Source organism: Pseudoalteromonas sp. CH_XMU1449-3, assembly GCF_037027245.1.
Taxonomy (GTDB): Bacteria; Pseudomonadota; Gammaproteobacteria; order Enterobacterales; family Alteromonadaceae; genus Pseudoalteromonas; species Pseudoalteromonas shioyasakiensis.
The window spans coordinates 58,954-80,648 of record NZ_JAYMDY010000004.1 but is presented as its reverse complement, the minus strand read 5'-3'; the positions used below and the strand labels follow the sequence as shown (position 1 = coordinate 80,648).

General features: G+C 41.1%; 19 protein-coding genes. 7 read left to right on the top strand and 12 right to left on the bottom strand.

Annotation, left to right across the window (positions count from 1 at the left end; genetic code table 11):
- Positions 1-63: 63 nt before the first annotated feature.
- Entirely contained in the window at positions 64-291 is a 228-nt protein-coding gene (locus WA256_RS06715; protein WP_220095044.1) for a hypothetical protein, read from the bottom strand.
- Positions 292-540: 249 nt separating this feature from the next.
- On the opposite strand from WA256_RS06715, the gene WA256_RS06710 reads away from it, so the two are divergent.
- Both WA256_RS06710 and ykgO read left to right on the top strand, forming a co-directional pair.
- A complete protein-coding gene (locus WA256_RS06710) occupies positions 541-792 on the top strand; it encodes a type B 50S ribosomal protein L31 (RefSeq protein WP_058584106.1) in 252 nt (83 codons plus the stop codon).
- Positions 793-809: 17 nt separating this feature from the next.
- Positions 810-947 (top strand): type B 50S ribosomal protein L36, encoded by a 138-nt coding sequence (gene ykgO / locus WA256_RS06705; protein ID WP_058584105.1) that lies wholly within the window; start codon positions 810-812, stop codon positions 945-947.
- 52 nt (positions 948-999) lie between these two features.
- Here the strand turns inward: ykgO and WA256_RS06700 are convergent, their stop codons facing one another.
- Positions 1,000-1,386, bottom strand: a complete 387-nt coding sequence (locus WA256_RS06700; RefSeq protein ID WP_062565726.1) for a cytochrome b562 — start codon at positions 1,384-1,386, stop codon at positions 1,000-1,002.
- A 310-nt stretch (positions 1,387-1,696) separates the two neighbouring features.
- On the opposite strand from WA256_RS06700, the gene WA256_RS06695 reads away from it, so the two are divergent.
- A complete protein-coding gene (locus tag WA256_RS06695) occupies positions 1,697-4,543 on the top strand; it encodes a TonB-dependent receptor plug domain-containing protein (RefSeq protein ID WP_269407192.1) in 2,847 nt (948 codons plus the stop codon).
- Positions 4,544-4,692: 149 nt separating this feature from the next.
- Complete coding sequence (locus tag WA256_RS06690; RefSeq protein WP_063528667.1) at positions 4,693-5,736, top strand: ABC transporter substrate-binding protein; 1,044 nt, start codon at positions 4,693-4,695, stop codon at positions 5,734-5,736.
- Positions 5,737-5,748: 12 nt separating this feature from the next.
- On the opposite strand, the gene WA256_RS06685 is transcribed toward WA256_RS06690, so the two are convergent.
- From WA256_RS06685 to upp, 5 genes are all read right to left on the bottom strand, one after another.
- Complete coding sequence (locus WA256_RS06685; RefSeq protein WP_058584101.1) at positions 5,749-7,518, bottom strand: sugar phosphorylase; 1,770 nt, start codon at positions 7,516-7,518, stop codon at positions 5,749-5,751.
- A 12-nt stretch (positions 7,519-7,530) separates the two neighbouring features.
- The gene (locus WA256_RS06680) at positions 7,531-8,751 is read right to left on the bottom strand and encodes a hypothetical protein (RefSeq protein ID WP_054562434.1); all 1,221 of its coding nucleotides are present in this window, start codon (positions 8,749-8,751) and stop codon (positions 7,531-7,533) included.
- Positions 8,744-10,486 (bottom strand): HAD-IIB family hydrolase, encoded by a 1,743-nt coding sequence (locus tag WA256_RS06675; protein ID WP_063528669.1) that lies wholly within the window; start codon positions 10,484-10,486, stop codon positions 8,744-8,746. The genes WA256_RS06680 and WA256_RS06675 overlap by 8 nt, the downstream gene beginning before the upstream one ends.
- A gap of 138 nt (positions 10,487-10,624) precedes the next feature.
- Positions 10,625-11,863, bottom strand: coding sequence for a uracil-xanthine permease family protein (locus WA256_RS06670; protein WP_054562436.1), 1,239 nt, complete (start codon positions 11,861-11,863; stop codon positions 10,625-10,627).
- 9 nt (positions 11,864-11,872) lie between these two features.
- Entirely contained in the window at positions 11,873-12,502 is a 630-nt protein-coding gene (gene upp / locus WA256_RS06665) for a uracil phosphoribosyltransferase (protein ID WP_054562437.1), read from the bottom strand.
- A gap of 192 nt (positions 12,503-12,694) precedes the next feature.
- Between upp and WA256_RS06660 the strand changes: the two genes are divergently transcribed.
- Positions 12,695-13,513: an ABC transporter substrate-binding protein gene (locus WA256_RS06660; protein ID WP_130167654.1), complete on the top strand. Its 819-nt coding sequence runs from the start codon at positions 12,695-12,697 to the stop codon at positions 13,511-13,513.
- Here the strand turns inward: WA256_RS06660 and WA256_RS06655 are convergent.
- From WA256_RS06655 to WA256_RS06635, 5 genes are all read right to left on the bottom strand, one after another.
- On the bottom strand, positions 13,510-14,481 hold the full coding sequence (locus WA256_RS06655; RefSeq protein ID WP_335990001.1) for a Gfo/Idh/MocA family protein: 972 nt from the start codon (positions 14,479-14,481) through the stop codon (positions 13,510-13,512). The two genes, WA256_RS06660 and WA256_RS06655, sit on opposite strands and share 4 nt — an antisense overlap.
- A gap of 2 nt (positions 14,482-14,483) precedes the next feature.
- A complete protein-coding gene (locus WA256_RS06650; RefSeq protein WP_335989999.1) occupies positions 14,484-15,431 on the bottom strand; it encodes a phosphotransferase in 948 nt (315 codons plus the stop codon).
- Positions 15,432-15,576: 145 nt separating this feature from the next.
- Positions 15,577-17,832 (bottom strand): acyl-CoA dehydrogenase, encoded by a 2,256-nt coding sequence (locus tag WA256_RS06645; protein ID WP_286260664.1) that lies wholly within the window; start codon positions 17,830-17,832, stop codon positions 15,577-15,579.
- 253 nt (positions 17,833-18,085) lie between these two features.
- Positions 18,086-19,618, bottom strand: coding sequence for a phospholipase D family protein (locus WA256_RS06640; RefSeq protein ID WP_335989995.1), 1,533 nt, complete (start codon positions 19,616-19,618; stop codon positions 18,086-18,088).
- Positions 19,619-19,776: 158 nt separating this feature from the next.
- Positions 19,777-19,971 (bottom strand): (2Fe-2S)-binding protein, encoded by a 195-nt coding sequence (locus tag WA256_RS06635; protein WP_054554573.1) that lies wholly within the window; start codon positions 19,969-19,971, stop codon positions 19,777-19,779.
- A 671-nt stretch (positions 19,972-20,642) separates the two neighbouring features.
- Between WA256_RS06635 and WA256_RS06630 the strand changes: the two genes are divergently transcribed.
- On the top strand, positions 20,643-21,170 hold the full coding sequence (locus WA256_RS06630) for a hypothetical protein (RefSeq protein ID WP_335989989.1): 528 nt from the start codon (positions 20,643-20,645) through the stop codon (positions 21,168-21,170).
- A gap of 10 nt (positions 21,171-21,180) precedes the next feature.
- The gene (locus tag WA256_RS06625) at positions 21,181-21,576 is read left to right on the top strand and encodes a type II toxin-antitoxin system YafO family toxin (protein ID WP_335989987.1); all 396 of its coding nucleotides are present in this window, start codon (positions 21,181-21,183) and stop codon (positions 21,574-21,576) included.
- The last annotated feature ends 119 nt before the right edge of the window (positions 21,577-21,695 follow it).

Sequence of the window (21,695 nt, the reverse complement as noted above, 5' to 3'; positions counted from 1 at the left end):
AGCGCTAATCAGCAAAGCCGCCTTCGGGTGGCTTTTTTCATGTAAAAACAACATGATCAAGTATTAAGAATCTAAATGCTCGTACTGACCACGATACACTTCGAAAGTCTTCACAACGGTGTGTTGCTCTTTACTTAGATTATCAAACCAGGTATCGAAACGCTCATCATCATCTTGTTCACTCAGAGCTAAATACTGTGCCAACAACTCAATAATATCGTTGTGAGTACACGACAAGGTGTCTACATGATTAGCTAAAACAGAATGGTCTTTATCGCGAAGCGTGTTCATTACATTTTGATCTAGTTCTTCACGGCTAGTTTTATCATTCACTTCCTTATCCTTCTTTAAAATAAGCACGCATACCTAGTTATAACAGCCTTACCGACAATATCCAGCTTTTTAAATCTAACTGCTTATTGATTGTTCAGCTTGTACAAAATTAAGACAAGCCGATATAAATAAGAATCATTTTTATCTTGATCTAAATAGTCAACCACCCCATAATCGCTACATTATCACATAACAAAGAGTTCCATTATGAAGCCAAATATCCACCCTGATTACCAGCAAGTCGCGTTTCATGATACAGCGGCAGACAGCTACTTTATTATTGGTTCGACAATTAAAACTTCGCGCACAATTGAACTTGAGGGCAAAACCTACCCTTATGTGCCAATTGACGTATCAAGCGATTCACACCCGTTTTATACCGGTAAGCAAAAAGCCGTTGCAAGCGATGGCCGTGTTGCTGCGTTTAATCGTCGTTTCAAAAACTTAGCGAGCAAGTAGTTGCTATAGGTAAGAACATGAAAGTATTAAGTTCATTAAAAAGCGCGAAGAACCGCCCGGGCTGCCAAATCGTAAAGCGTAAAGGTCGTGTCTATGTTATTAATAAAGACAATCCGCGCTTGAAGGCAGTTCAGGGTAAAAAGAAAAAGCGTTAAAAAAGGTGCCTCGGCACCTTTTTAAAATTATAGTAAATCTAACTCAATAACTTTACTTACCAAATAACAACTCCCAAAAACCTGGCGGCTCATGTAGCTCATGGTATTTCTTACGTAGCTCATCAATAGATTTAAGCGGCGCTTTTGCAGCTTCAAGGCCACGGGTCGTTGCAAGTTGCTTAGCTTGCTTTGCTTGATTTATGACTTTATCAAGCCCTTCTAAAGACGCTGTTTTATGCTGTTTAAAATCAGCTGTTTTGGCAGTCTCTAATAACTCAATAAATTCATCAATCGCGGTATTAAAGGTGGCTAAATCAGTTGCTCGCACTGAGTTTTTATAAGCAAGCCCCATGTTTTTCATATTGGCCTCAAGATCAATATTATTGGCCGCGCTCAGACTGGAAAAAACGATTAAAAAACTAATAAAAATGGCTTTCATACACTCTCAACCAAATACAAATTATGCACCCATTATAAAGCGAAACGCTACGTAAACCTAATGCCATTAAAATACCGAATACAGCAACAAAGTAAATATTCTGTAATCACCTTTTCACAATAAACAAAAAACACCTGAACCCCACAAAGAACCTAACACACTGTTTAAATTGAAATTAGATGTGTACAAATTGATACGTAGTTTTTGTTTGCAAATAATAGGGACAATGATAAAGTGCACCAAGTTAACATTTTAAGAACAACTGTTAACAACCCTTTAAGGGATAAAATAAAAACTAACAGGTGAAACAATGAAAAAACATAACATCTTAGGTGCAAGTATTAAGCTTGCCCTGTGCACATCTGCACTTGCAATTTCAGGTCAGTCATTTGCTGCTGATGAAGAAGGTGTACAAACAATCGACCGTATCGAAGTAACAGGTTCTCGTATTTTACGTGAAGGTGCTATTGCCCCTGCGCCAGTGACAGTTATCACTGGTGATGACTTAGTTAACACAGGCGCGGTTAATATCGGTGAGGCACTTAATAAATTACCAGCTCTTGGTAATACTTTTTCACTTTCAAACTCTGGCCGTTACATCGGTACTGCGGGTTTAAGTATTCTTGACTTACGTAATATGGGTACTGACCGTACGCTAGTACTTGTTAATGGTAAACGTCACGTTTCTAGCTCTGCAGGCTCTCAATCAGTTGATACAAATACAATTCCAAGCACATGGGTTGAGCGTGTTGAAATTATCACCGGTGGTGCGTCAGCTGTATACGGTGCCGATGCTGTAACGGGTGTAGTTAACTTCATTCTTAAAAAGAATATCGAAGGCTTTAGCGCAAGTGTAACTCGAGGCGAATCAGACCTAAGCGATTACAGCAACGAAAAAGCAACACTCTCTTACGGCACAAACTTCGATAATGATCGCGGTAACGTGGCATTCTCTGTTGAGTATTCGGGTCAAGATACTTTAAATGCGTTAGACCACCCTTGGACTGATGGCTCTTACCGCAATATGCGCAACACAGCTCAAACAGCTGAAAACAAAGATGATCCAGCTTTTCCTGACTACATTTATACGCCAAATGCAGGTTACTATGCGATTAATAACGCAGGTGTGTTTGCGCTAAGTAATGGCTTTGTAAATTCATTTAACCCAGATGGTACTTACCGCGAACTTAACATTGGTGACCAAGTTGATGGCCTTGCATGTGCTAACTGTGATTCATTTAACCTAGCACAGTTTAACCAAATTCAACCTGAGTTTGAACGCTACAACATTAACTTCAAAACGAACTACGATATCGCAGAGGGCATGAATGCGTATCTTGAAGCAAAGTATGTTAACAGCGAAGGCCAAAGCATTGGTCAGCCTGCATTCTTCTTCTTTAACCCAAATAACAGCATCAAGATTGATAACCCTTACCTTGACTCAAGCGTTAAAGATCTAATGGAACAAGAAGGTGTTAGCTCAATCATGGTTAACCGCATGATGACTGACTTAGGTCGTCGTGTTGAAAACAATACACGTGAAACAACCCGTTTTGTTGCAGGCTTAAAAGGCACGGTATTCAATGACTGGGAATTAGATGCGTCAGTTGTATATGGCCAAACTGATTTAGAGCGTGTTAATGGCGCTAACATGATCATGGCAAACTACTACAATGCCCTAGATGCTATTGATGATGGTTCAGGCAATGTTGTTTGTCGCAGCGAAGAAGCACGTGCTGAAGGGTGTGTACCTGTTAATATCATGGGTTTCGGTGCACCAAGCCAAGAAGCGATTGATTACATCAATACTGTTTCAGTAGGTACTTCAAAGATTACCCAAACAGTTGTGTCTGCTTCACTTGCAAATTCAGCAATTTATGAATTACCAGCTGGTTACATTGGTTTTGCAGCGGGTGTTGAATACCGTAAAGAAGAAAGCGAAACTGAAGAGCCAGACAACGCAGCCGGTACCTTCTTTAACGCGCTTGGCGAAGACAAAGGTGAGTTTGATGTAAATGAAATTTACTTCGAAGCATCAATCCCACTTCTTTCTGACTTACCTCTTGTTCAAGACCTAGTACTAGATACAGCGGTACGTTACGCTGACTACAGCACAATTGGTGATGCAACAAGCTGGAAACTTGGTTTAGATTGGACTGTAAACGATCAACTACGTGTACGTGCAACGCAATCTGAAGCACTTCGTGCTCCAAACATTGGCGAAATCTTTGGTGCACCGAGCCAAACATTCTACAGTGTTGACGATCCATGTTTAGCTGATAACTTGAATGATCTACAAAATTCAGAAGTACGCCGCGCGAACTGTGCAGCTCTTGGTGTACCTGCTGATTTTGAATCAGACTACGATGCGCAAACACTTGAAGGTTTAGTAAGTGGTAACCGAGATGTGAAAGGTGAAGAGTCAACCAGTACAACAATTGGTTTTGTTTACCAACCTTCATTCATTGAAAACGCTGTAGTGACAGTTGACTACTGGAAAATTGAACTTGAAGACGCGATTTCGACCATCGGTTCACAAGACATTCTTGACCGCTGTGTAGATGCAGAAGGTGGTATTAATAACCAATACTGTAACCTAATCACGCGTGATAGCAGCTCACATGAAATTACACTTATTCAAAACTCAGTTCTGAACGTGTCTGGTCAAGAAGCATCAGGTGTTGACTTTGAATTAGGTTATGACTTTGATGCACTAGAAGGCAACTTCTCAACACGTTTAATTGGTACGTACTTAATTGAGCGTAAAACTTTCCCATTCCAAGACCAACCGAGCGACTACTATGAGTACGCAGGCACAACTGGCGAAGCGAAATGGCAAGCAAACCTTTCAATTTCTTATAAGCGTGATGGCTTCTTTACAACGTTTGATACACGTTATCTAGATGAAGTAAGCCTTTACACAGACCAAGAACTTGCAGATAACCCGAATCCAAATAGCTTAATGACATTTGGTACTTACGTTATCTCTGATGCAACAATTGGTTATAACTTTGAAAATGGTTTTGGTGTGAAGCTGGGTGTAGATAATATCTTCAACCGCAAACTTCCATACGGTACGTTAGGTACAGGTTCTGGTAGTGCAAGTTACGACAACATCGGTCGTTTCGGCTACTTAAGACTATCTTACGATTTCTAATCGTAAAATATTTGATTCTCTTGGGGCTGCACATTTGTGTAGCCCTTTTTCTATCAGATATTTAAAAACTATCCTATGCCAATCATTTACTTAAAACCTGCAAATTCAAGCTATACTCTTCCCTATCGGCCTTTTAACTTAATAAGACTATGCTCAAAACGGTATTTATCATTATCTGCCTATTTTGCTTACCGAGTGTTTTTGCCAAGCAAAGAATTATTTTTATAAACCCAGGTCATGCCGATACCAATGTCACAGGCCCGTTTTGGTTTGAAGTGTCGCAGTTGATGCGTGATGCTGCCAAAGACTTTGATCTCGATTTAACAATTCATTATGCCAACCGAAATCATATTGAAATGAAGTCATTAGTGGCTAATGCGATTAAAGCAAAGCCAGATATGCTGATTTTAGTTGATGAGAAAAGTGTGCTTACCCAACAACTTTTAAGCTTAAAGCACATCTCTACGCCCATCTATTTTTTACTTAACCGCCCATCAGAACAAGAACTAAACCGTTTGATTGATCATGGTATTAATATCGCAGGTAGCGTGGTGCCCGATAACAAACAAGCGGGTCAATTATTAGCTGAAAAACTGATTGAAAAAGCTCAGCACACGGCAAATATTCTCGCGATTAATGGTGATTACACGACCCATGCAGCACTTGATAGAGAACAAGGTTTAGAGCAAAGTGTTCAAGCGTATGATAATGCTACTATTACCGCTAAAACAGTTGCCAACTGGTCAGCAACACAAGCGTATCGCCAGAGTCTTGGCTATTTTAGCCATCAACCAAGTATTAATATGGTTTGGGCTGCCAATGATGCCATGGCATTAGGGGCGATTGCAGCGCTTGATGAGTTAAATAAACGCAAAGATGTATTGGTTGGCGCAATAAATTGGCCACTCAGAGTTGTGGCAGAAAAAATAGACGTCACTATCGGCGGTCATGTCACACTAGGAGCTTTAGCTATAGTAAATGTTCATGATCTACTCAATAATTACGCAACCGGAACTATGCATCATGAAGTGGCCATTTTCAGCCAACATAGCGAACAAACGCTTAAGCTAGTTGAACAAATTCACAGTGATAACTTAGCAATTAACTTTCGCGTTTTCAGTAATGCGAATAAAAATGCCCTTCCCTTCAGTGTTGAATCACTTCTTTTAGAGGTAACCAATAGCAAACTGTAAAGGGCATTTACATTATTTATTGCTGAGCCATACAGCTTGGTATGGGGTTAGCGACATTGTTTGTGTTTGCTCAGTAATTTGCTCACCGCTGATCAAATCTCGCCATTGCTCAGTACCAATCAAATTTAAGTCGGCAAGCGTAAGCGTTTGCGGCTCGTCACTAATGTTATAAACACAAAACATACTTTGCGAACGGTTGATACTTTGTCGCCAAAAACCAAAGAGCCCTTCGCTTAAATGTAACGTATATTGCGTCGCATTAGGGTGAAATGCACTTTGCGCCTTACGAATAGCCATTAGGTTTTTCATCGCTTTAAACACAGTACGATGATGGGCATTTTCATTACTCAGCTTTGCTAGTAAATCTGACTCTTGCCAGCGATGTCGGTTAATCGCTCGGTTATGTTGGCTGTTTTCAAAGCGTTCATAATCATTGGTGGTACCGAGTAAGCTATGAATATACAAACCTGGAATACCTTCAAGCGCGAACATAATGGCATGCGCACATAAAAAGCGTGCAACACCCCATTTATCTGGGCCTTTATGGGTACCTTGCAACGCATCAAATAAGGCAATGTTTAACTCATAAGGGGTATTGGTGCCATCTGGGGCGGTACGTAATGAAACTTTTCCGCCATATTTAGCCGTAGTATTGACCATTTCGGCAATTTCACTTTGCTCTAACAAGCCTTCAACAGGGCGCAAGCCAATACCATCATGTGAAGCTATAAAGTTAAAGTATGCCGTCCCTTCTTGAGGAGGTGGCATACTCATCATCCAATGTTTTAATGCGGTGCTGTCACCACTGAGTAAGGTATGTAATAACAGCGGTGGTAATGAAAAGTTGTAAATACAATGCGCTTCGTTGGCATTACCAAAGTACGATAGGTTTTCGCGGTTCGGGATATTAGTTTCTGTGATAATAATCACATTAGGCTCAAAATGCTCAATAAGGGTGCGAAGCAGCCTGATCACTTCGTGCGTCTCAGGCAGGTTAATGCAGCGGGTATTGAGTTTTTTCCATAAAAAAGCCACCGCATCAAGGCGGAATATACGCACACCGTTATCTAAATAATGACGAATAATGCTGACAAATTCATTGAGCACATCTGGGTTAGCAAAATCAAAGTCGACTTGGTCATGACTAAAGGTACACCACACATGTTGCAAACCGTCTTTAGTTTCAACCGCCTGTAAAAGGGGTGATGTTCTCGGGCGAACAACTTGCACAAGGTCATCACTCTGGCTTGCCGTTTTAAAATACCCTTTTCCCGGCTCTTTGCCCTGAATAAAGTTTTCAAACCAAACGCTACGGCTAGAGCAATGGTTGATCACCAAATCTGCCATCAACCTAACATCCGCTGAAATATCGCGGATATGTTGCCAACTACCTAACGCTTCATTCACTTGCACATAATTCATTACCGCGAAGCCTTCATCTGAGCTATATGGGTAAAACGGCAAGATGTGCAGTGCATTAAGTTCAGGTAAGCATTGGTTTTTTACAAAGCGATGTAACGTTTGCAAAGGCGGCTCTTCAGGCTTAGCAACGGCTTCATCCGTATTAGCATGACGAATAATCGAATCACCATAGGCAATTAAAATCATATCTTGCTCATCCCAACGGTTTTTATGCGGCGTTGGGTCTCGAACAGGATCATCACCTAACATGGTATTGATTAATCTATCTGCGAGTTGTTCAAGCGTTGTTGATAGCTCAACCTCGCCGTAGATGCAGGTTAAATGCTGAATAACCCTTTGTTGCAAAAGCTCTAAAGTCACGTGCCTTCCCCGTTAAATATATTCTTTGTTATCAAGCTCTACGGCTTCTTCTAAGCGAGCAAACACCTCCGGCATTGCCGAAGCTACTCGGTTCCAACTCGGCACAAAGGGTGCTTCCATTGGGTTTTCTAAAAAGTGCTGACCTGCATTCATAATATTTTGAGCAAACATTTCAACGGCTTTTTCTTCATGATGAATATCAAGTGTTAAGCCATTCATTAACGCATCGTTGTGATAAGTTTCAATAAAATCGAGAGCAATACGGTAATAGGTTGCCTTTAATGAGCGAATCGTTTCTGTCGTAAAAGTCACCCCTTGGGTAGCCAGCTTTCTGAATAAAGCTTTGGTGATATCAATCGACATTTTCGACAAGCCCGCCGCTTGGTTTTCTAGCGATAAGTCTTGGTGTTTGTGATCATAGTTATCAGCAATATCTACCTGACATAAACGGTTATGCGAGTAATTACGATACATCTCTGATAGCACGCCAATTTCTAAGCCCCAGTCACTTGGAATACGAATATCATTAAGTACATCACGACGGAATGAAAACTCACCCGCTAGCGGGTAACGAAACGAATCCATATATTCTAAGTAATCGTTGCTGCCTAAAATTGTTTTAAAAGAACGCAATAACGGCGTTACCAGCAAACGTGACACGCGACCATTAATTTTGCCCTCAGCGGTGCGCGGGTAAAACCCTTTACAAAATTCATAGTTAAAACGAGGGTGAGCAACGGGGTAAATTAAACGTGCTAATAGCGCTCTGTCGTAAGTCAAAATATCGCAGTCATGCAGTGCAATTGACTCTACTTTTGAGGTTGCCAACTTATAGCCCATGCAATACCAAACATTGCGACCTTTACCTAGCTCTCGTGGCGCAACGCCCAATTTTTGTAGTTCTTTATCAAGAGCTTGTAAACGCGGGCCATCATTCCAAAGTACCTTATGAGGCTGATCAAGCTCCGCAAAAAACTGCAGTGCATGGCGATATTGGCTTTCATCAGCGCGATCTAGACCAATGGTAATTTGCGATAAATAAGGCACATGTTTCAGCTCAGCAATAATATTTTGCAGAGCGGGTCCTTCTAACTCACTGTAAAGCGAAGGCAAAATCAGGCCCATTGGGCGTTGTTTTGAAAAGCCCAACAACTCTTTTTCTAGTTCTTCTACTGGGCGGTCAGCAATATTGTGTAAAGTCGTGATAATGCCATTTTGATAAAAATCAGCCATGAGATTGCTCCTGTTTTGCTGCAAAACGCGCTTTGATGATAGTTAACGCAGAAACTTCTTGAACCCAACCTGCTGGGGCTGGTTTTTCGCTGAGCTGCCATGCTTTTTGTAATATTTGTGATTGTACTTGGCTGCCAGGGTTATTGATTAAAATAGCGGTGTCGGCCGCTTTTAGCATAGCTACATCGTTTTGACTGTCGCCAAGCGCTATCACAGTAAATGGATTGCGATAGGCTTTTTTGAACTGATTTAACAGCCATTTTTGTGCAAGTCCTTTATTGTTACCTTTGGTTAAATGGATAAAACGCCCGCCAACAAGCACTTCGTAGCCTGCTTGGCTCATTGCATCTATCAAACCTTGCTTTTCTTCATCACTGCCCGAAAAACAAACCGGATCTGAGTACTGTCTTTGTAGAGCCAATCCACTTTTATCGACGGGGAGTCCTGTTAACTCGGCTATTTCTTGTGCACTAAATTGGCTAAACAAACGTACACAATGACTAAATTGGCTTGCATATTGTTTAAGATCTTCATGCAATTTATCGGTACTTTGCGTCATGGCAAAGCGCCAATAACCTTTATATTCATCACAGCCAATTGGCTTTACTTTGAAATAGTCTTTCGGGATATAAACAGCAGCACCATTTTCCACAATAAAGGGCTGGTGATGATCCAAACCTTTTTGAATATCAGTGACTTCAGCAAAGGTTTTGCTGGTGTTAAAAATCACATTGACACCGGTATCATTCAACTTTGCCAAAAATGGTTTGATCACCTCACATTCGTAACTATCGTGATCGAGCAATGTGCCGTCTAAGTCAGTAAAAATAAGTGGTTGAGCAATCTGGTCAGCGAGAAGTTCCATCTTGGTGATATCACGCTCGGTATCAAGCAATAATAACGCATCCACGCTGTGCGCAAGAGTGGCTAAGTTTTCCCGCGTAATACGTTCAAAATGAGAGATAAAACGCTTTAAACTCACTTCGTCAAACGTGCCCTGCCCCTGACCTTTTTTGGCAATTAGTTTATGCTCTTGCTCTAAGCGCCACGCATACACATCTTCAAATGAAGGCGCTTTTAACATGATGGTGTAATCGGCCATTGCAAATACATTTTGATATTCATTCGCTAAGCAACTATTTACGCAGCGACGCCAAATGCCGTCGGCATCTTCTAGTTGCTCTAATTCATTTACCGGAGTTTGCAGTTGATAAGGCTGCTGAGGTGTACTAGCTACACACCAGCCTTCAAAAAACACGATATCAATCGGCTTTTGATTACTAGACCACTGGTCTTTTGGCACCGGATCATCAGTTAGTTTATCAAATTGAGGTAATGGCACATCCACTTTACCTGCCAACAAAGCTGATAAGGTTTGTTCCATTAATTGCGTATCATGCGTACCCGGTACACCACGACTCGCAAACAAAGGATGAACATCTTTAGCAAGCTCGTTGCGTGCATCTCGACTTAAATAAAAGTCATCGATTGATAATGACACGCTATTAAATTCGGTATTGCTATTAACCCAGGTCACTAAGAAATCAGCGAGGGTCGTTTTACCTGACCCTTGGCAGCCGTTAATCGCCACCAGCATAGGTTGGCCGGTCATTTTTGCGCTCAAGATATCGTGCGCGAGGGGTATAAAAAACTGCTCACTTAAGTATTGATACTTGAGTGGTAACTGATGCTTCGCTAAAAACGGGGTAATATCCACAACATTTGCCTCTTGCATAATCGCTCCTACCAGTATGACATAGAGATAAATGCAGTTAGTAGACCAGTTTTATAATTCCTTAAATTTTAGTTAGTTACAAAAAAAGCGCATATTTAATGCGCTTTTTTGGTGCAATATTCAAGCAGTTTTTAAGTTCTAATCAGCTTGTTGCACTGCTTTGGGGAGAACAGCATTTAAGATAATCCCCAAAATTGCGCATAAGCTCACACCTTGCAAACTAAACTCATCACCACCGATATGCATACCACCAATACCAAACACTAAAATCAGTGCGATGATAGTCAAGTTGCGAGGCGCGGTAAGGTCTTCACCTGATTTTACTAAGGTATTTAAACCAACAACGGCGATAGAGCCAAATAGTAAAATCATGATGCCGCCCATCACAGGTACCGGAATCGTTTGTAAACCAGCACCCATTTTTGCCACAAACGCCAGCACAATAGCGATGATTGCGGTCCAAAGCATCACGCGAGGGTTGAAGTTACGTGTAAGCATTACCGCCCCCGTTACTTCAGAGTACGTTGTATTAGGTGGACCACCAAAAACCGATGCCGCAGAGGTTGCTAAGCCATCACCGAGTAAAGTGCGGTGTAAACCCGGTTTCTTTAAATAGTCTTTACCTGTTACTTGGCTAATAGCCATCATGTCGCCAATATGTTCAATTGCTGGCGCAATGGCCACAGGCACCATAAATAAAATAGCCTGCCATTTAAACTCAGGATAAGTAAATGCCGGTACCGCAAACCAGTTTGCTTCGGTGACCGCATTAAATTCAACAATACCTATAAATAACGAAGCAAGGTAACCTGCTACCACACCAGCAAGAATAGGAATAAGTTTAAATACACCTTTGCCCCATACCGCAAAAATCAGCGTAACCAGTAATGATAAACCAGATACCCAAATGGCTTGTTCATAAGGAACTAATTGTGCACTGCCATCCCCTGCTTTACCCATAGCCATATTCACAGCGACGGGTGCTAAGGCTAAACCTATTACCATAATCACAGGGCCAACAACCACAGGCGGTAACACTTTATGCAGCGCATTCACGCCTTTAAATTTTACTATCAAGCTAAGCGCAAAATAGCAAAAGCCTGCCACCATCAAACCGCCCATAGTTGCGGGAATGCCCCACATTTGCACCGAGGCGATAATAGGTGCGATGAAAGCAAAAGACGATGCTAAAAAGATGGGAACTTGGCCTTTGGTAACCACATGAAACAGTAAAGTTCCTAAACCTGCGGTAAATAAAGCCACATTGGGATCAAGGCCTGTTAGTAACGGCACAAGTACTAGTGCGCCAAATGCTACAAACAGCATTTGCGCGCCAGTTAGAATGGTTTTTAACGAAAATGTTTGATGATTTTCCACGTGAGCGCCTTACACTGTGCCAAAAATCTTGTCACCGGCATCTCCTAAGCCTGGAATGATATATCCTTTTTCGTTTAAATGACTGTCTAAAGATGCTGTGAAAATTTCAACATCTGGGTGGGCTGCAAGGGTTTTTTCTACGCCCTCTGGTGCTGCTACTAATACAATCACTTTAATATCTTTACAGCCTGCTTTTTTAAGCATATCGATAGTTGCAATCATTGAACCACCGGTTGCAAGCATTGGGTCAATAACAAGGCTTAAGCGCTCATCAATTTTACCAACCAACTTTTCAAAATAAGGCACTGGCTCCAATGTTTCTTCGTTACGCTGAAGACCAACAACACTTACTTTTGCAGCAGGTAATAACTGCATAACACCATCCATCATACCAAGGCCGGCACGAAGAATAGGCACAACAGTAATTTTTTTACCTTTGATATGTTCTACATCTAATGTTGAACCATCCCACCCTGTGATTTGAACACTTTCTAATGGTAGGTTTTTTGTTGCTTCGTAAGTAAGCAAAGTACCTACTTCAGACGACAGCTCACGAAAACTTTTAGTGCTAATACCTTCTGCACGCATAAGGCCAAGTTTGTGTTGAACTAACGGATGAGTAATTACATGGATAGACATAAGTAGAACCTAAATGAGATAAATTACGCCTATTTTAGCGCAAAATAGTCTTCTCGACTGCAAAAAATGCATGTTCATCGCATTAATTCTTTAAATTGGTCTAAAATTACACTATCAGCTGCAAATATTAATTTTTTTGCAACAACACGCACCGGCAATGTTTAACATTTTATTTATTTTGGGCCTGCAGTAATGAAAACGTTTATCTTCACTTCGATACTACTTTTGTGTATTTGCCTACCGGTCCACAGTGAAACACTCGATATTCAAGTTATGGCAGACTTTGTTCCGCAAGATGGCGGTAACCCTGAAAATGAGGCCACCACGTTTTTGCTGGCTGCCGCAGCTGAATTAGGCGATGAAATCAGCCTACATTTTATACCTGCAAGCCGCTTAAGAGAGTGGCAGCAATTAAGAAAAATGAACAATGTTTGCTTGTACAATAAATTAAAAACTCCAGAGCGTGAAGCTCATGCTGTGTTTAGTCAGTACCCTCTGATGGCATTTCCTTCAAATAAACTGGTGGTATTTAATAAGCCCACCATTCCAGACGCTATTACCCTACTACAAGCTATCTATTACTATGACTTAACAATTGGCGTCACTAAAGGCCGTTCATACTCAGAAGAGATTGATAAGTTTGTCCGTTTAAATGATGAGCACTTTTTTATACTCGATGGGGCAACAAATGCACCAAGGCTCGGGCAAATGTTATTTCAAAATAAAATTGATGCCGTTTTAGAATACCAAACTGTATTTAGCAACCGTTATAAACGTTTCCCCGGTCTGAGTAGTATTCGTTATATAAGCCTTAAACCAGAAAAAGCCGCCGTGTTTGGTTATATTGCTTGTTCACCAACAGAGGTCGGCAAACAAGCAATCGCGCTGTTCAATAAAGCGCTTAAAACTGAAAAGGTACGCACATTAATTAGTGAGCGCCTGATGGAGTTATTTCACGAAGGTGAAAACACACAAATTGTAAATGCCTTCAATGCAGCGTTTGAGCACTAAGCCGATAAAATCTGCTCCATAACCCAACTTGTGTGTAGTGCGCTCTCACCAGTTGATGGATGAGGTTGCTGAGCATGAAAATAGTTCGCCATGTTTTCAACATGATATTGTTGAATATGCGCAGGGTTATCAATTACGAACTGTTGTTTGCCCTGTGCGTTGTTAAGCACAATCGGTTTTTCGTCAAACACACTAAAGCTAAGCTCGCCTTCACTGCCATAAATCATCACATCATCAAAACGATTTGCTGAAGCAAAGTTCCAGCTCCCGGTGCCGGTAACACCAGATTGATGCTGCCAGTGCGCGGTAATAGCATCGAATGCTGAATATAAGCCCTGTTGATTAGCACATAAACCATGCACCTTATTAAAGTCACCTAAAAGGTAGGCAAGTAAATCAAGACCATGGCTGGCTAAATCGTCGAAGTAACCTCCTCGTGCCACATTTTGATCTGTGCGCCAGTTGTACTCACCCGATAAATCAAGGGCGTTAGCTGCTTTACTTAAATGCCAACTTACATGACGAGGCTTCCCAATCGCACCTTGCTCAAGTAATTGTTTAACGTGATTAAAGCGTGGTAATGAACGGCGATAATAAGCCACAAATAGCGGCTGTTTAGCCTCTTTAAACGCTGCGACAATATCAAGGCTGTCTTGATAACTTGGCGTCAGTGGCTTTTCAATACAACACGGTTTACCTGCCGCAGCAACCTCAAGAGCATACGCTTTATGGCTATCTGGCGGTGTGGCAATATACACTGCATCAACACTGGTATCGTTAATGAGTTCGCTTGGCGATGCGAACACCTTTGCGACATTATGGCGTTTAGCGTAATCATGGGCTTTTTCTAAGTCGCGGCGTGTCACCCCAATAAGCGCAATACCTTCTGCTTGTTGATAAGCAGGGCCGCTTTTCACTTCGGTTACAGCACCACAGCCGATAATGGCAAATCGCATTGGCTTATTCATTGCTAATCCTTTATTTTTAAATACGTTACAAATTGCTGCTGCATGTAGCCGTTTATTTTTGCATGATCAGGGCTCCAACCTGCTAAAAAGCGATAAAAATCGCTCCATGCGTAACACCAAAGCGCTCGCCAACTGCTAACAACATGCGCTGGGTTTACATTCGGTTGATAACGTTTTAGTGCCTGTATGAGGGTGTCAAAATAGCGATTTAAATAGTCATCTGCAACTGATTTTAATGCCGTATCATCTAAGCAACTGCCTAAAAAATACATTACATCAATCACCCCAACACCCTTGCCAACATATTGAAAATCATAGCCAAGAACATGCTGGTTTTGTGGCGCAATCGCAAAATTGGCAAGCTTAGCATCACCATGAATTAACGTTTGATATGGTGACTCACTCAGCGCAATATCAATAGCGTGCGCCTGCGCTTTTAAGCTTAAATCGCTCATGCGTTGTAGCTCATCAGGCCGCGTTGCTAAATGCCAATAACTACCGCGCGGCCAAAGGCCATCGGCAGAGCTTGCTAAATGAAAAGCATGAAAGTGTGCAAGCCAGTTTATAATTGCTTCAATGTCATTGTGTGTAGCACTTGCAGGCTGGTAGCCAAGCGCACTGAAATCACTAAATACCAGCGCTTGTTTACTGCCCTCTTGTATTGCCTCAATACAGTGGATAGCCGCAGCTTCATGGGGTAATTGCTTAGCGTAATGCCGATACCAATTAAATTCGACTAAGTAAGATTGGCGCTTTCTGGCAAGTGCAAAATCACTTTGTTTTATACGACTATGATTGATCTGACTAGGCACTTCAATCGCTTTAATTACCGCAGCAGCACCATTCATTTGGCAACGAATAATCTCACCGCATCCACTCCATACTGATGCAGCTTGCTGTAGCTCTGTAATATTTGAAAAGTGACAAGTAACGAATTGCCTAAGATCCATAACGCTCTGTAATTTATATAAACCGATGGCAATGGTAGGTGATATTGGCTATTGGCACAACGGCCTATAGGCAATAAAAAACCCGTGCTAAGCACGGGTTTTCGAAGATAAAGTCCTAATACTGCTCAGGACTTGCATTGTTGAATTACTCGTTTACCACACTTTTAAGTGGGTTAACTGGCTTTGCATTGTCATCCAGTAGGTTCATATCAAAGTCAAACTCATCAACACGAATCGCTTTTTCACGCTTCTTGTTGTAATCAATCAGTTTTGCATATTCTTCTTCGTTGATAACACTTGCAACAAGTGCATTATCAAGCGTTTCTGCAAAACGAACGCCCGGCTTAATAGTTTTAGCACGCAGAGCTTTTTTAACTTTCTTAAGTAAATCAAGGCACGCCATTTTCGCTTTGTACGCTTGCTCATTGATGTAATGACCATCACCTTCAATTGGGTTAACCAAGTGAGTGATTTGCGCTTTAAATGCCGTATCCATTTGCGCTTGAGTCGCAAGTTCACGGATTAAATCATCGCTGATCTTAGGCATTTTCATTGAGTAGTTCATCGTAATGAAACGCATAAACTTACGAGTACCACTTGCAGGGAAGTTATCTAAGAACTTATGCAATGCTTCTTCAGCGCTTTGTAGTGCAAAGCGAGTCGCATAGTGGAAGTAAGGCGCAGCTTGCTCACGTTCACTGCTTGCTACTTTTTGCTCGTAGTATTTAATCGATGCCATAGCAGCGTATAAGAAGCTCATTACGTCGCCTAAACGTGCAGATAACATTTCTGCTTGCTTAAGTTTGCCACCTAGTACCAATAACGAGAAGTCAGCGTAAACTGCAAGTTTTGCAGATAATTTATGCGCTGCTTTTTCGTATTCACGTACTTCTGGTAGTGACGATTTAGCACCCGCAGTAAACGGTAATACGCCTAAACGGAAAGCTCGTAAGCTATTAGCTACGCTGTAACCCACTGTTTTACGTAAGATGCTGTTGAATTCTTTATCTGCATTTTTGTCTTCGCTGTGGATAGACTCAACCATAGATTGCAGGTAAGGGTGACAACGCATTACACCTTGACCAAAAATCATAAGGTTACGAGTAAGAATGTTTGCACCTTCAACCGTGATTGCGATTGGTTGTGCAACATAACCACTTGCTAATGTATTTTGCGGACCATTTTGAATTGCTTTACCTGCTTGAATATCCATTGCTGAATCAAGCACGTTACGACCAATTTCAGTCATGTGGTATTTAGCAATCGCAGTAACTACTGATGGTTTTAAGCCCATGCCTAAACCTTCTGTTGTTAATACACGCATTGCTTCTTGAAGGTAAGTTTTACCTGCGATATCAGCAAGCTTCTCTTGGATACCTTCGAATTGACCAATCGCCAGACCAAACTGCTCACGCACTGCTGCGTACTCAGAAGCACCTTTGAATGCCACTTGTGATGAACTAACACCAAGTGCAGGTAATGAGATACCACGGCCTGCACCTAAACAGCTAACCAGCATTTGCCAGCCACGACCGATGTTCTTTTGGCCACCAATGATGAAGTCCATTGGTACAAATACTTTTTCGCCGCGAGTCGTACCGTTGTAAAAACGGATGCCCATAGGATCATGACGATTACCTAGTTCAACACCTGGGTGATCTTTAGGAATAAGCGCACAGGTAATACCTAGGTTTTCTTTGCCACCTAGTAAACCGTCAGGGTCAACTACTTTAAATGCTAAACCTAATACTGTCGCAATTGGCGCAAGTGTGATGTAGCGTTTGTCCCAGGTAATTTCTAAACCTAATACTTCTTCGCCATTGAACTGGCCACGTTTAACAACACCGATATCTGGAATACCACCCGCATCTGAACCCGCTTCTGGGCTAGTTAGTGCGAAACATGGAATATCACGACCATTTGCAAGACGTGGTAAGTAGTGATCTTGTTGCTCTTTAGTACCAAAGTGAAGTAATAGCTCACCAGGGCCTAATGAGTTAGGAACCATCACGGTTACCGCAACCGCAGAACTCTTAGTCGCGATAGTCGCAACGATTGTAGAGTTTGCATAAGGGCTAAATTCTAAACCGCCGAATGATTTAGGAATGATAAGCGAGAAAAAACGCTCTTTTTTCAAGAAATCAAGAATGTAGTCAGGAAGATGAACACCGTTTTGAATTTCAGAATCATCAATCATTGATAATAATTCTTTCACTGGGCCATCTAAGAATGCTTGCTCTTCAGCGCTCAGCTTAGCTGCTGGCACGTCACGAAGTGCATCGAAGTCAGGTTTACCTTGGTAGATTGAACCTTCTAACCAAACATCACCCGCATCTAACGCTTCTTGTTCTGTAATTGAAATACTAGGTAATACTTTTTTTAATTTTGTACGTAAGCTCATAATAAACTCATCCGACCAGATAGTAATACCTACATTACGTCATAAAACGAGCAATAGATCAATTGGTCCAACCAGTTTTTTTAACATTTTTTTATATTTATTTTTTCTTTGCACGCTAAGCACTTGAATACAATGGGTTTACACGTGTACGCTCAAACGCCTTTTTTTATCCCGAAATGGTTAACAACTAAAGGCTGAAAACAAAAAGCCCAACTAAAAAGTTGGGCTTAGGTATAAATACTGAAGGAATGGCTTATAGCTCATCTTCGATAGGGAATAACGAAATAAACCACACTTGAAAGCGTCGCCACGAAGACGTTTGTGGTTCTTCATCAAACTGCTCATTACTCACGGTATCGAGCCAAACTAAGTCATTATCTTTGAGCTCAACTTTCCAGGCATATTCAGGCATTTGCGTATCAACCCAATGGGCCAAAAAGCGGCTAAGCTTTTCGCTTTCGATTAATACGCCCATCTCGGTATTTAAATCAAGCGAGCGAGGGTCGAGGTTCATGGTGCCCACAAAAATCTTTTCATCATCAAAGGTCATGGTTTTTGCGTGTAAACTTGCTTGTGATGACCCAGTTACTTTACGCCCCGCTTTGCGCTTAATGGCCATTAAGTCACTGGGTTTTAACTCCCACAGCTTAACCCCACCTTTTACGAGATCTTCTCGGTACTTTTTATAACCAGCATGCACCGCGGATACATCGGTAGCTGCTAAAGAATTAGTCAGTACAGTGACATCAACGCCCTGCTTTGCCCAATTGGTTAGTAATTTAACGCCCTGCTCACGAGGAATAAAATAAGGCGACACAATAATTGCTTTTAGTTTCGGCTCACCCATTTCTTTAAACAACATTGGCGACATATTGGCCGATTTTTCACTGACGTCGTTCATCACCTTATCAGGGTGATCATAAAACAACACAGACTTTTGCCAATCGAATTCTATTTCATCGTGCAATAAGCGTTTTACAAAGGCGCTTTCGCGTAACTGTTCAACGTAATTACTCTGCTGATTTTGCTCAACATAGGTCGATAAAGTTTTAGTGATATCAATAAGTGATTGCTCATCACGCTCACCGTGTAAATCTTCAACAGGGTAAGACAGCTGATGATTCCAATATAGATCAAATGCTTTTGATGCCTCTGGCACAATCTCGCCAACACTCATCACATCTAAGTCAATAAATTCAGAATGATCTTCAGCCGAGAAATACGCATTACCTATGTTGCGCCCACCGGTGATAAAAATCCGATTATCAACGATAAAGCTCTTGTTATGCATGCGTCTAGAAAGCTGGCTAAAGTTGGTAACAAAACCAAGCGCTCTAAAACGACGGTTAGGAAATGGATTAAATAATCGAACTTCAATATTAGGGTGAACAGCCAGTGCTGCTAAATCAAGCTCACTGTCGGCTTGCGATAAGTCATCAAGCAACAAGCGAACTCTTACTCCCCTATCTGCGGCTTTTAATAAAAAGGCCGTAAATAAAATGGTGGTTTGCTGTCTGTGGTATAAATAGTACTGCACATCAATAGTGTGCTCTGCAGAATCAATGAGTGCCAACCTAGCTACAAAGGCATCGACCCCATCTGCTAAAGGATAAAACCCTGATAACCCAGGATGATTATTACCCACTGCATCTCCTATGGTACTGGGTGTATCCGCTGCAATGGCATAGCTTGGTTGAATGGACTCTCGTGAAGGTAACTGCGCACAGCCCGCGGTGATTAAAATGAGTACTGCACAAAAAAGTGATTTTGAAGAGTCTATTATCATGGCTTCCTACCAATGACCGTGTGATACACGTATCTGCTTTGTTATAACCCTAATAAATGAAGGGGTTAAAAGCAAATAAAAACTCGTAAGTATGGGGATAAATTAGAAGAATTAAACGAAGGAAAAATTGTTAAGCACGCATGCTTAAGAGCAAGTAATTAAGCTACTTGCTCAGTGATATCTGCAATTTCGATCAGTTTGCGATTAAGTATTTTTTTACAACAACCACAACACTTGCCGCACTGGCTACCCACTTGCAGCTCTTTAGATAAATCGCGCATCGTCATAGCGCCATCATCAATTGTTTGTTCGATTTTTTTATCAGTCACACCATGACATAAACAGATATACATGAATGCAAACCACTCTCATTTCTCTTGATGGTCAGCATATTAATCTAAACGGTAATAGTTCGCAATAGTGTTATAGACAATATTTGCATAACTTTTATACCAAAATTTCCTAAATGGCACACAGCTAAAAATTTTCCCTTACGATTTGGGCAGTTAGTTAAAGGCGGCTAAAGAAAAAATTTTTAACTTTTTTGAGAGGGTTTAGTTTGGAGTTGAATGAAAAAGAGGGGATGGCTCAGATACAGAGCGTTGGGCGATGTAAAAACAGAGTCGCCAACGCTTCAGAAACTCGTAATCGTCAGGAACATATCTGGTTTTTCTCAATAAGCAAAAGGCGAAAAGAATGACCTGAGCCTGTTGTTCTTTTAGCTCAATAATTATGAGAAGTTCCAGCTATTAATTTTAAATATAACGAAAATACTTATGACTACTTGATCAAAATATCAATCCCCTGCTAATGTAAGTTTGTAGTAATTGACCAATATAAGAATAAATTAAGAACAGGTTAAGGCTAAAAAAAGTACAATATATTATCTGTTTTTATCAATTTACTCTTGTTTTCTGTCTCAATACATGGATAATTCGCGCACCTCAGTTACTATGTAACCCAAGTAACTTTGGATAGTTTAATGCGCTATACTAGGAGTATCGCTATGATTAAGGGGACTGTTATGTTGTTAGCAACTTTGGTTTCCAGTGCTTTGAGTGCAGCTACTGCACATGACGAAGCCGAGTTATTTAATTCTACCGCTGTTGTAGCTCAGGAAGAGGTTTGCAACGTAGATCTAAAGCATAAGTTTGAAGTGAAATTAGCTCATTTGGACGAGACACTTTTAATTGCTAAGAAAGCTTACTTTGAAATCGCTAATGCCGATGATCTAGAAGCTGGTACTTTTGAAAATATGGCTGATTTGGAATCGGCAGATGCTGTATTGAGAGCTATCTCACAGTTTTTAAAAAGAAACTGGGCTCAGCATAATGAAGATATCTACGCAAATTATGGCGCTGATATTCATCAAAGTATCAAGTCGCTCGTTGCAAAAACGGCTCAACTTCGTAAGAACATCTCGAACATATTAAGAGTACTGAAAGCAGCTCAAGGCCAAGTGGTGGCCTCTGATAGTAATGAATTCAATGCTTCAGTTGAATTTTTTACAGCTGCAGATTCAGTTACGAATAATATTTTTAATATCCACTAAAGAGTTAAACATGGAAGTAAGCGTTGAATTTAGTGCAAAGCTTGAAGCTGGCATCGAGCAATATGGATTTAAACTTGAGCCTCTTCGAGCTGACCTTGAAGCTTATTTCTCTGGGATTAAACAGCCACACTACTTAGGTAAAGACGCACCATTTGAAAGACCAGATGGTATCGAAGAAGCAGAGGTTCATCATTTACACGTTTATGTAGAAGGTATTTCTTGCCCTGACACTTGGGAAAAAAAGAAAACGTCAGACTCTTATATCGTTTATACTTATGGATTTATGAACGAAGATGCTCATCTGGTAATGGCAATAATTAAAGATGACGCACATGAGAAATGCCGCAATCACAGCACTATGAGGGACTTTAAAAAAGTTGCCGAAGACTTCAGAGAGAAGTGCTGAACTAGCATTGTTAATCATAAAACCATAGGGTTAGCTCTTTCTTTTTGCCACTACATCATACTTACACGTGAATAGTGTAATTGAAAATAATCACCCAACTCTTTTCTTTGCTCGACAAT

Coding starts and splice junctions, on each gene's coding strand:
- WA256_RS06635 (WP_054554573.1), bottom strand. CDS start 19,971: ATGTATATCTGTTTATGTCATGGTGTGACTGATAAAAAAATCGAACAA.
- WA256_RS06675 (WP_063528669.1), bottom strand. CDS start 10,486: ATGCAAGAGGCAAATGTTGTGGATATTACCCCGTTTTTAGCGAAGCAT.
- WA256_RS06695 (WP_269407192.1), top strand. CDS start 1,697: ATGAAAAAACATAACATCTTAGGTGCAAGTATTAAGCTTGCCCTGTGC.
- WA256_RS06630 (WP_335989989.1), top strand. CDS start 20,643: ATGTTGTTAGCAACTTTGGTTTCCAGTGCTTTGAGTGCAGCTACTGCA.
- WA256_RS06645 (WP_286260664.1), bottom strand. CDS start 17,832: ATGAGCTTACGTACAAAATTAAAAAAAGTATTACCTAGTATTTCAATT.
- WA256_RS06660 (WP_130167654.1), top strand. CDS start 12,695: ATGAAAACGTTTATCTTCACTTCGATACTACTTTTGTGTATTTGCCTA.
- ykgO (WP_058584105.1), top strand. CDS start 810: ATGAAAGTATTAAGTTCATTAAAAAGCGCGAAGAACCGCCCGGGCTGC.
- WA256_RS06655 (WP_335990001.1), bottom strand. CDS start 14,481: ATGAATAAGCCAATGCGATTTGCCATTATCGGCTGTGGTGCTGTAACC.
- WA256_RS06640 (WP_335989995.1), bottom strand. CDS start 19,618: ATGATAATAGACTCTTCAAAATCACTTTTTTGTGCAGTACTCATTTTA.
- WA256_RS06715 (WP_220095044.1), bottom strand. CDS start 291: ATGAACACGCTTCGCGATAAAGACCATTCTGTTTTAGCTAATCATGTA.
- WA256_RS06710 (WP_058584106.1), top strand. CDS start 541: ATGAAGCCAAATATCCACCCTGATTACCAGCAAGTCGCGTTTCATGAT.
- WA256_RS06650 (WP_335989999.1), bottom strand. CDS start 15,431: ATGGATCTTAGGCAATTCGTTACTTGTCACTTTTCAAATATTACAGAG.
- WA256_RS06700 (WP_062565726.1), bottom strand. CDS start 1,386: ATGAAAGCCATTTTTATTAGTTTTTTAATCGTTTTTTCCAGTCTGAGC.
- upp (WP_054562437.1), bottom strand. CDS start 12,502: ATGTCTATCCATGTAATTACTCATCCGTTAGTTCAACACAAACTTGGC.
- WA256_RS06690 (WP_063528667.1), top strand. CDS start 4,693: ATGCTCAAAACGGTATTTATCATTATCTGCCTATTTTGCTTACCGAGT.
- WA256_RS06625 (WP_335989987.1), top strand. CDS start 21,181: ATGGAAGTAAGCGTTGAATTTAGTGCAAAGCTTGAAGCTGGCATCGAG.
- WA256_RS06680 (WP_054562434.1), bottom strand. CDS start 8,751: ATGGCTGATTTTTATCAAAATGGCATTATCACGACTTTACACAATATT.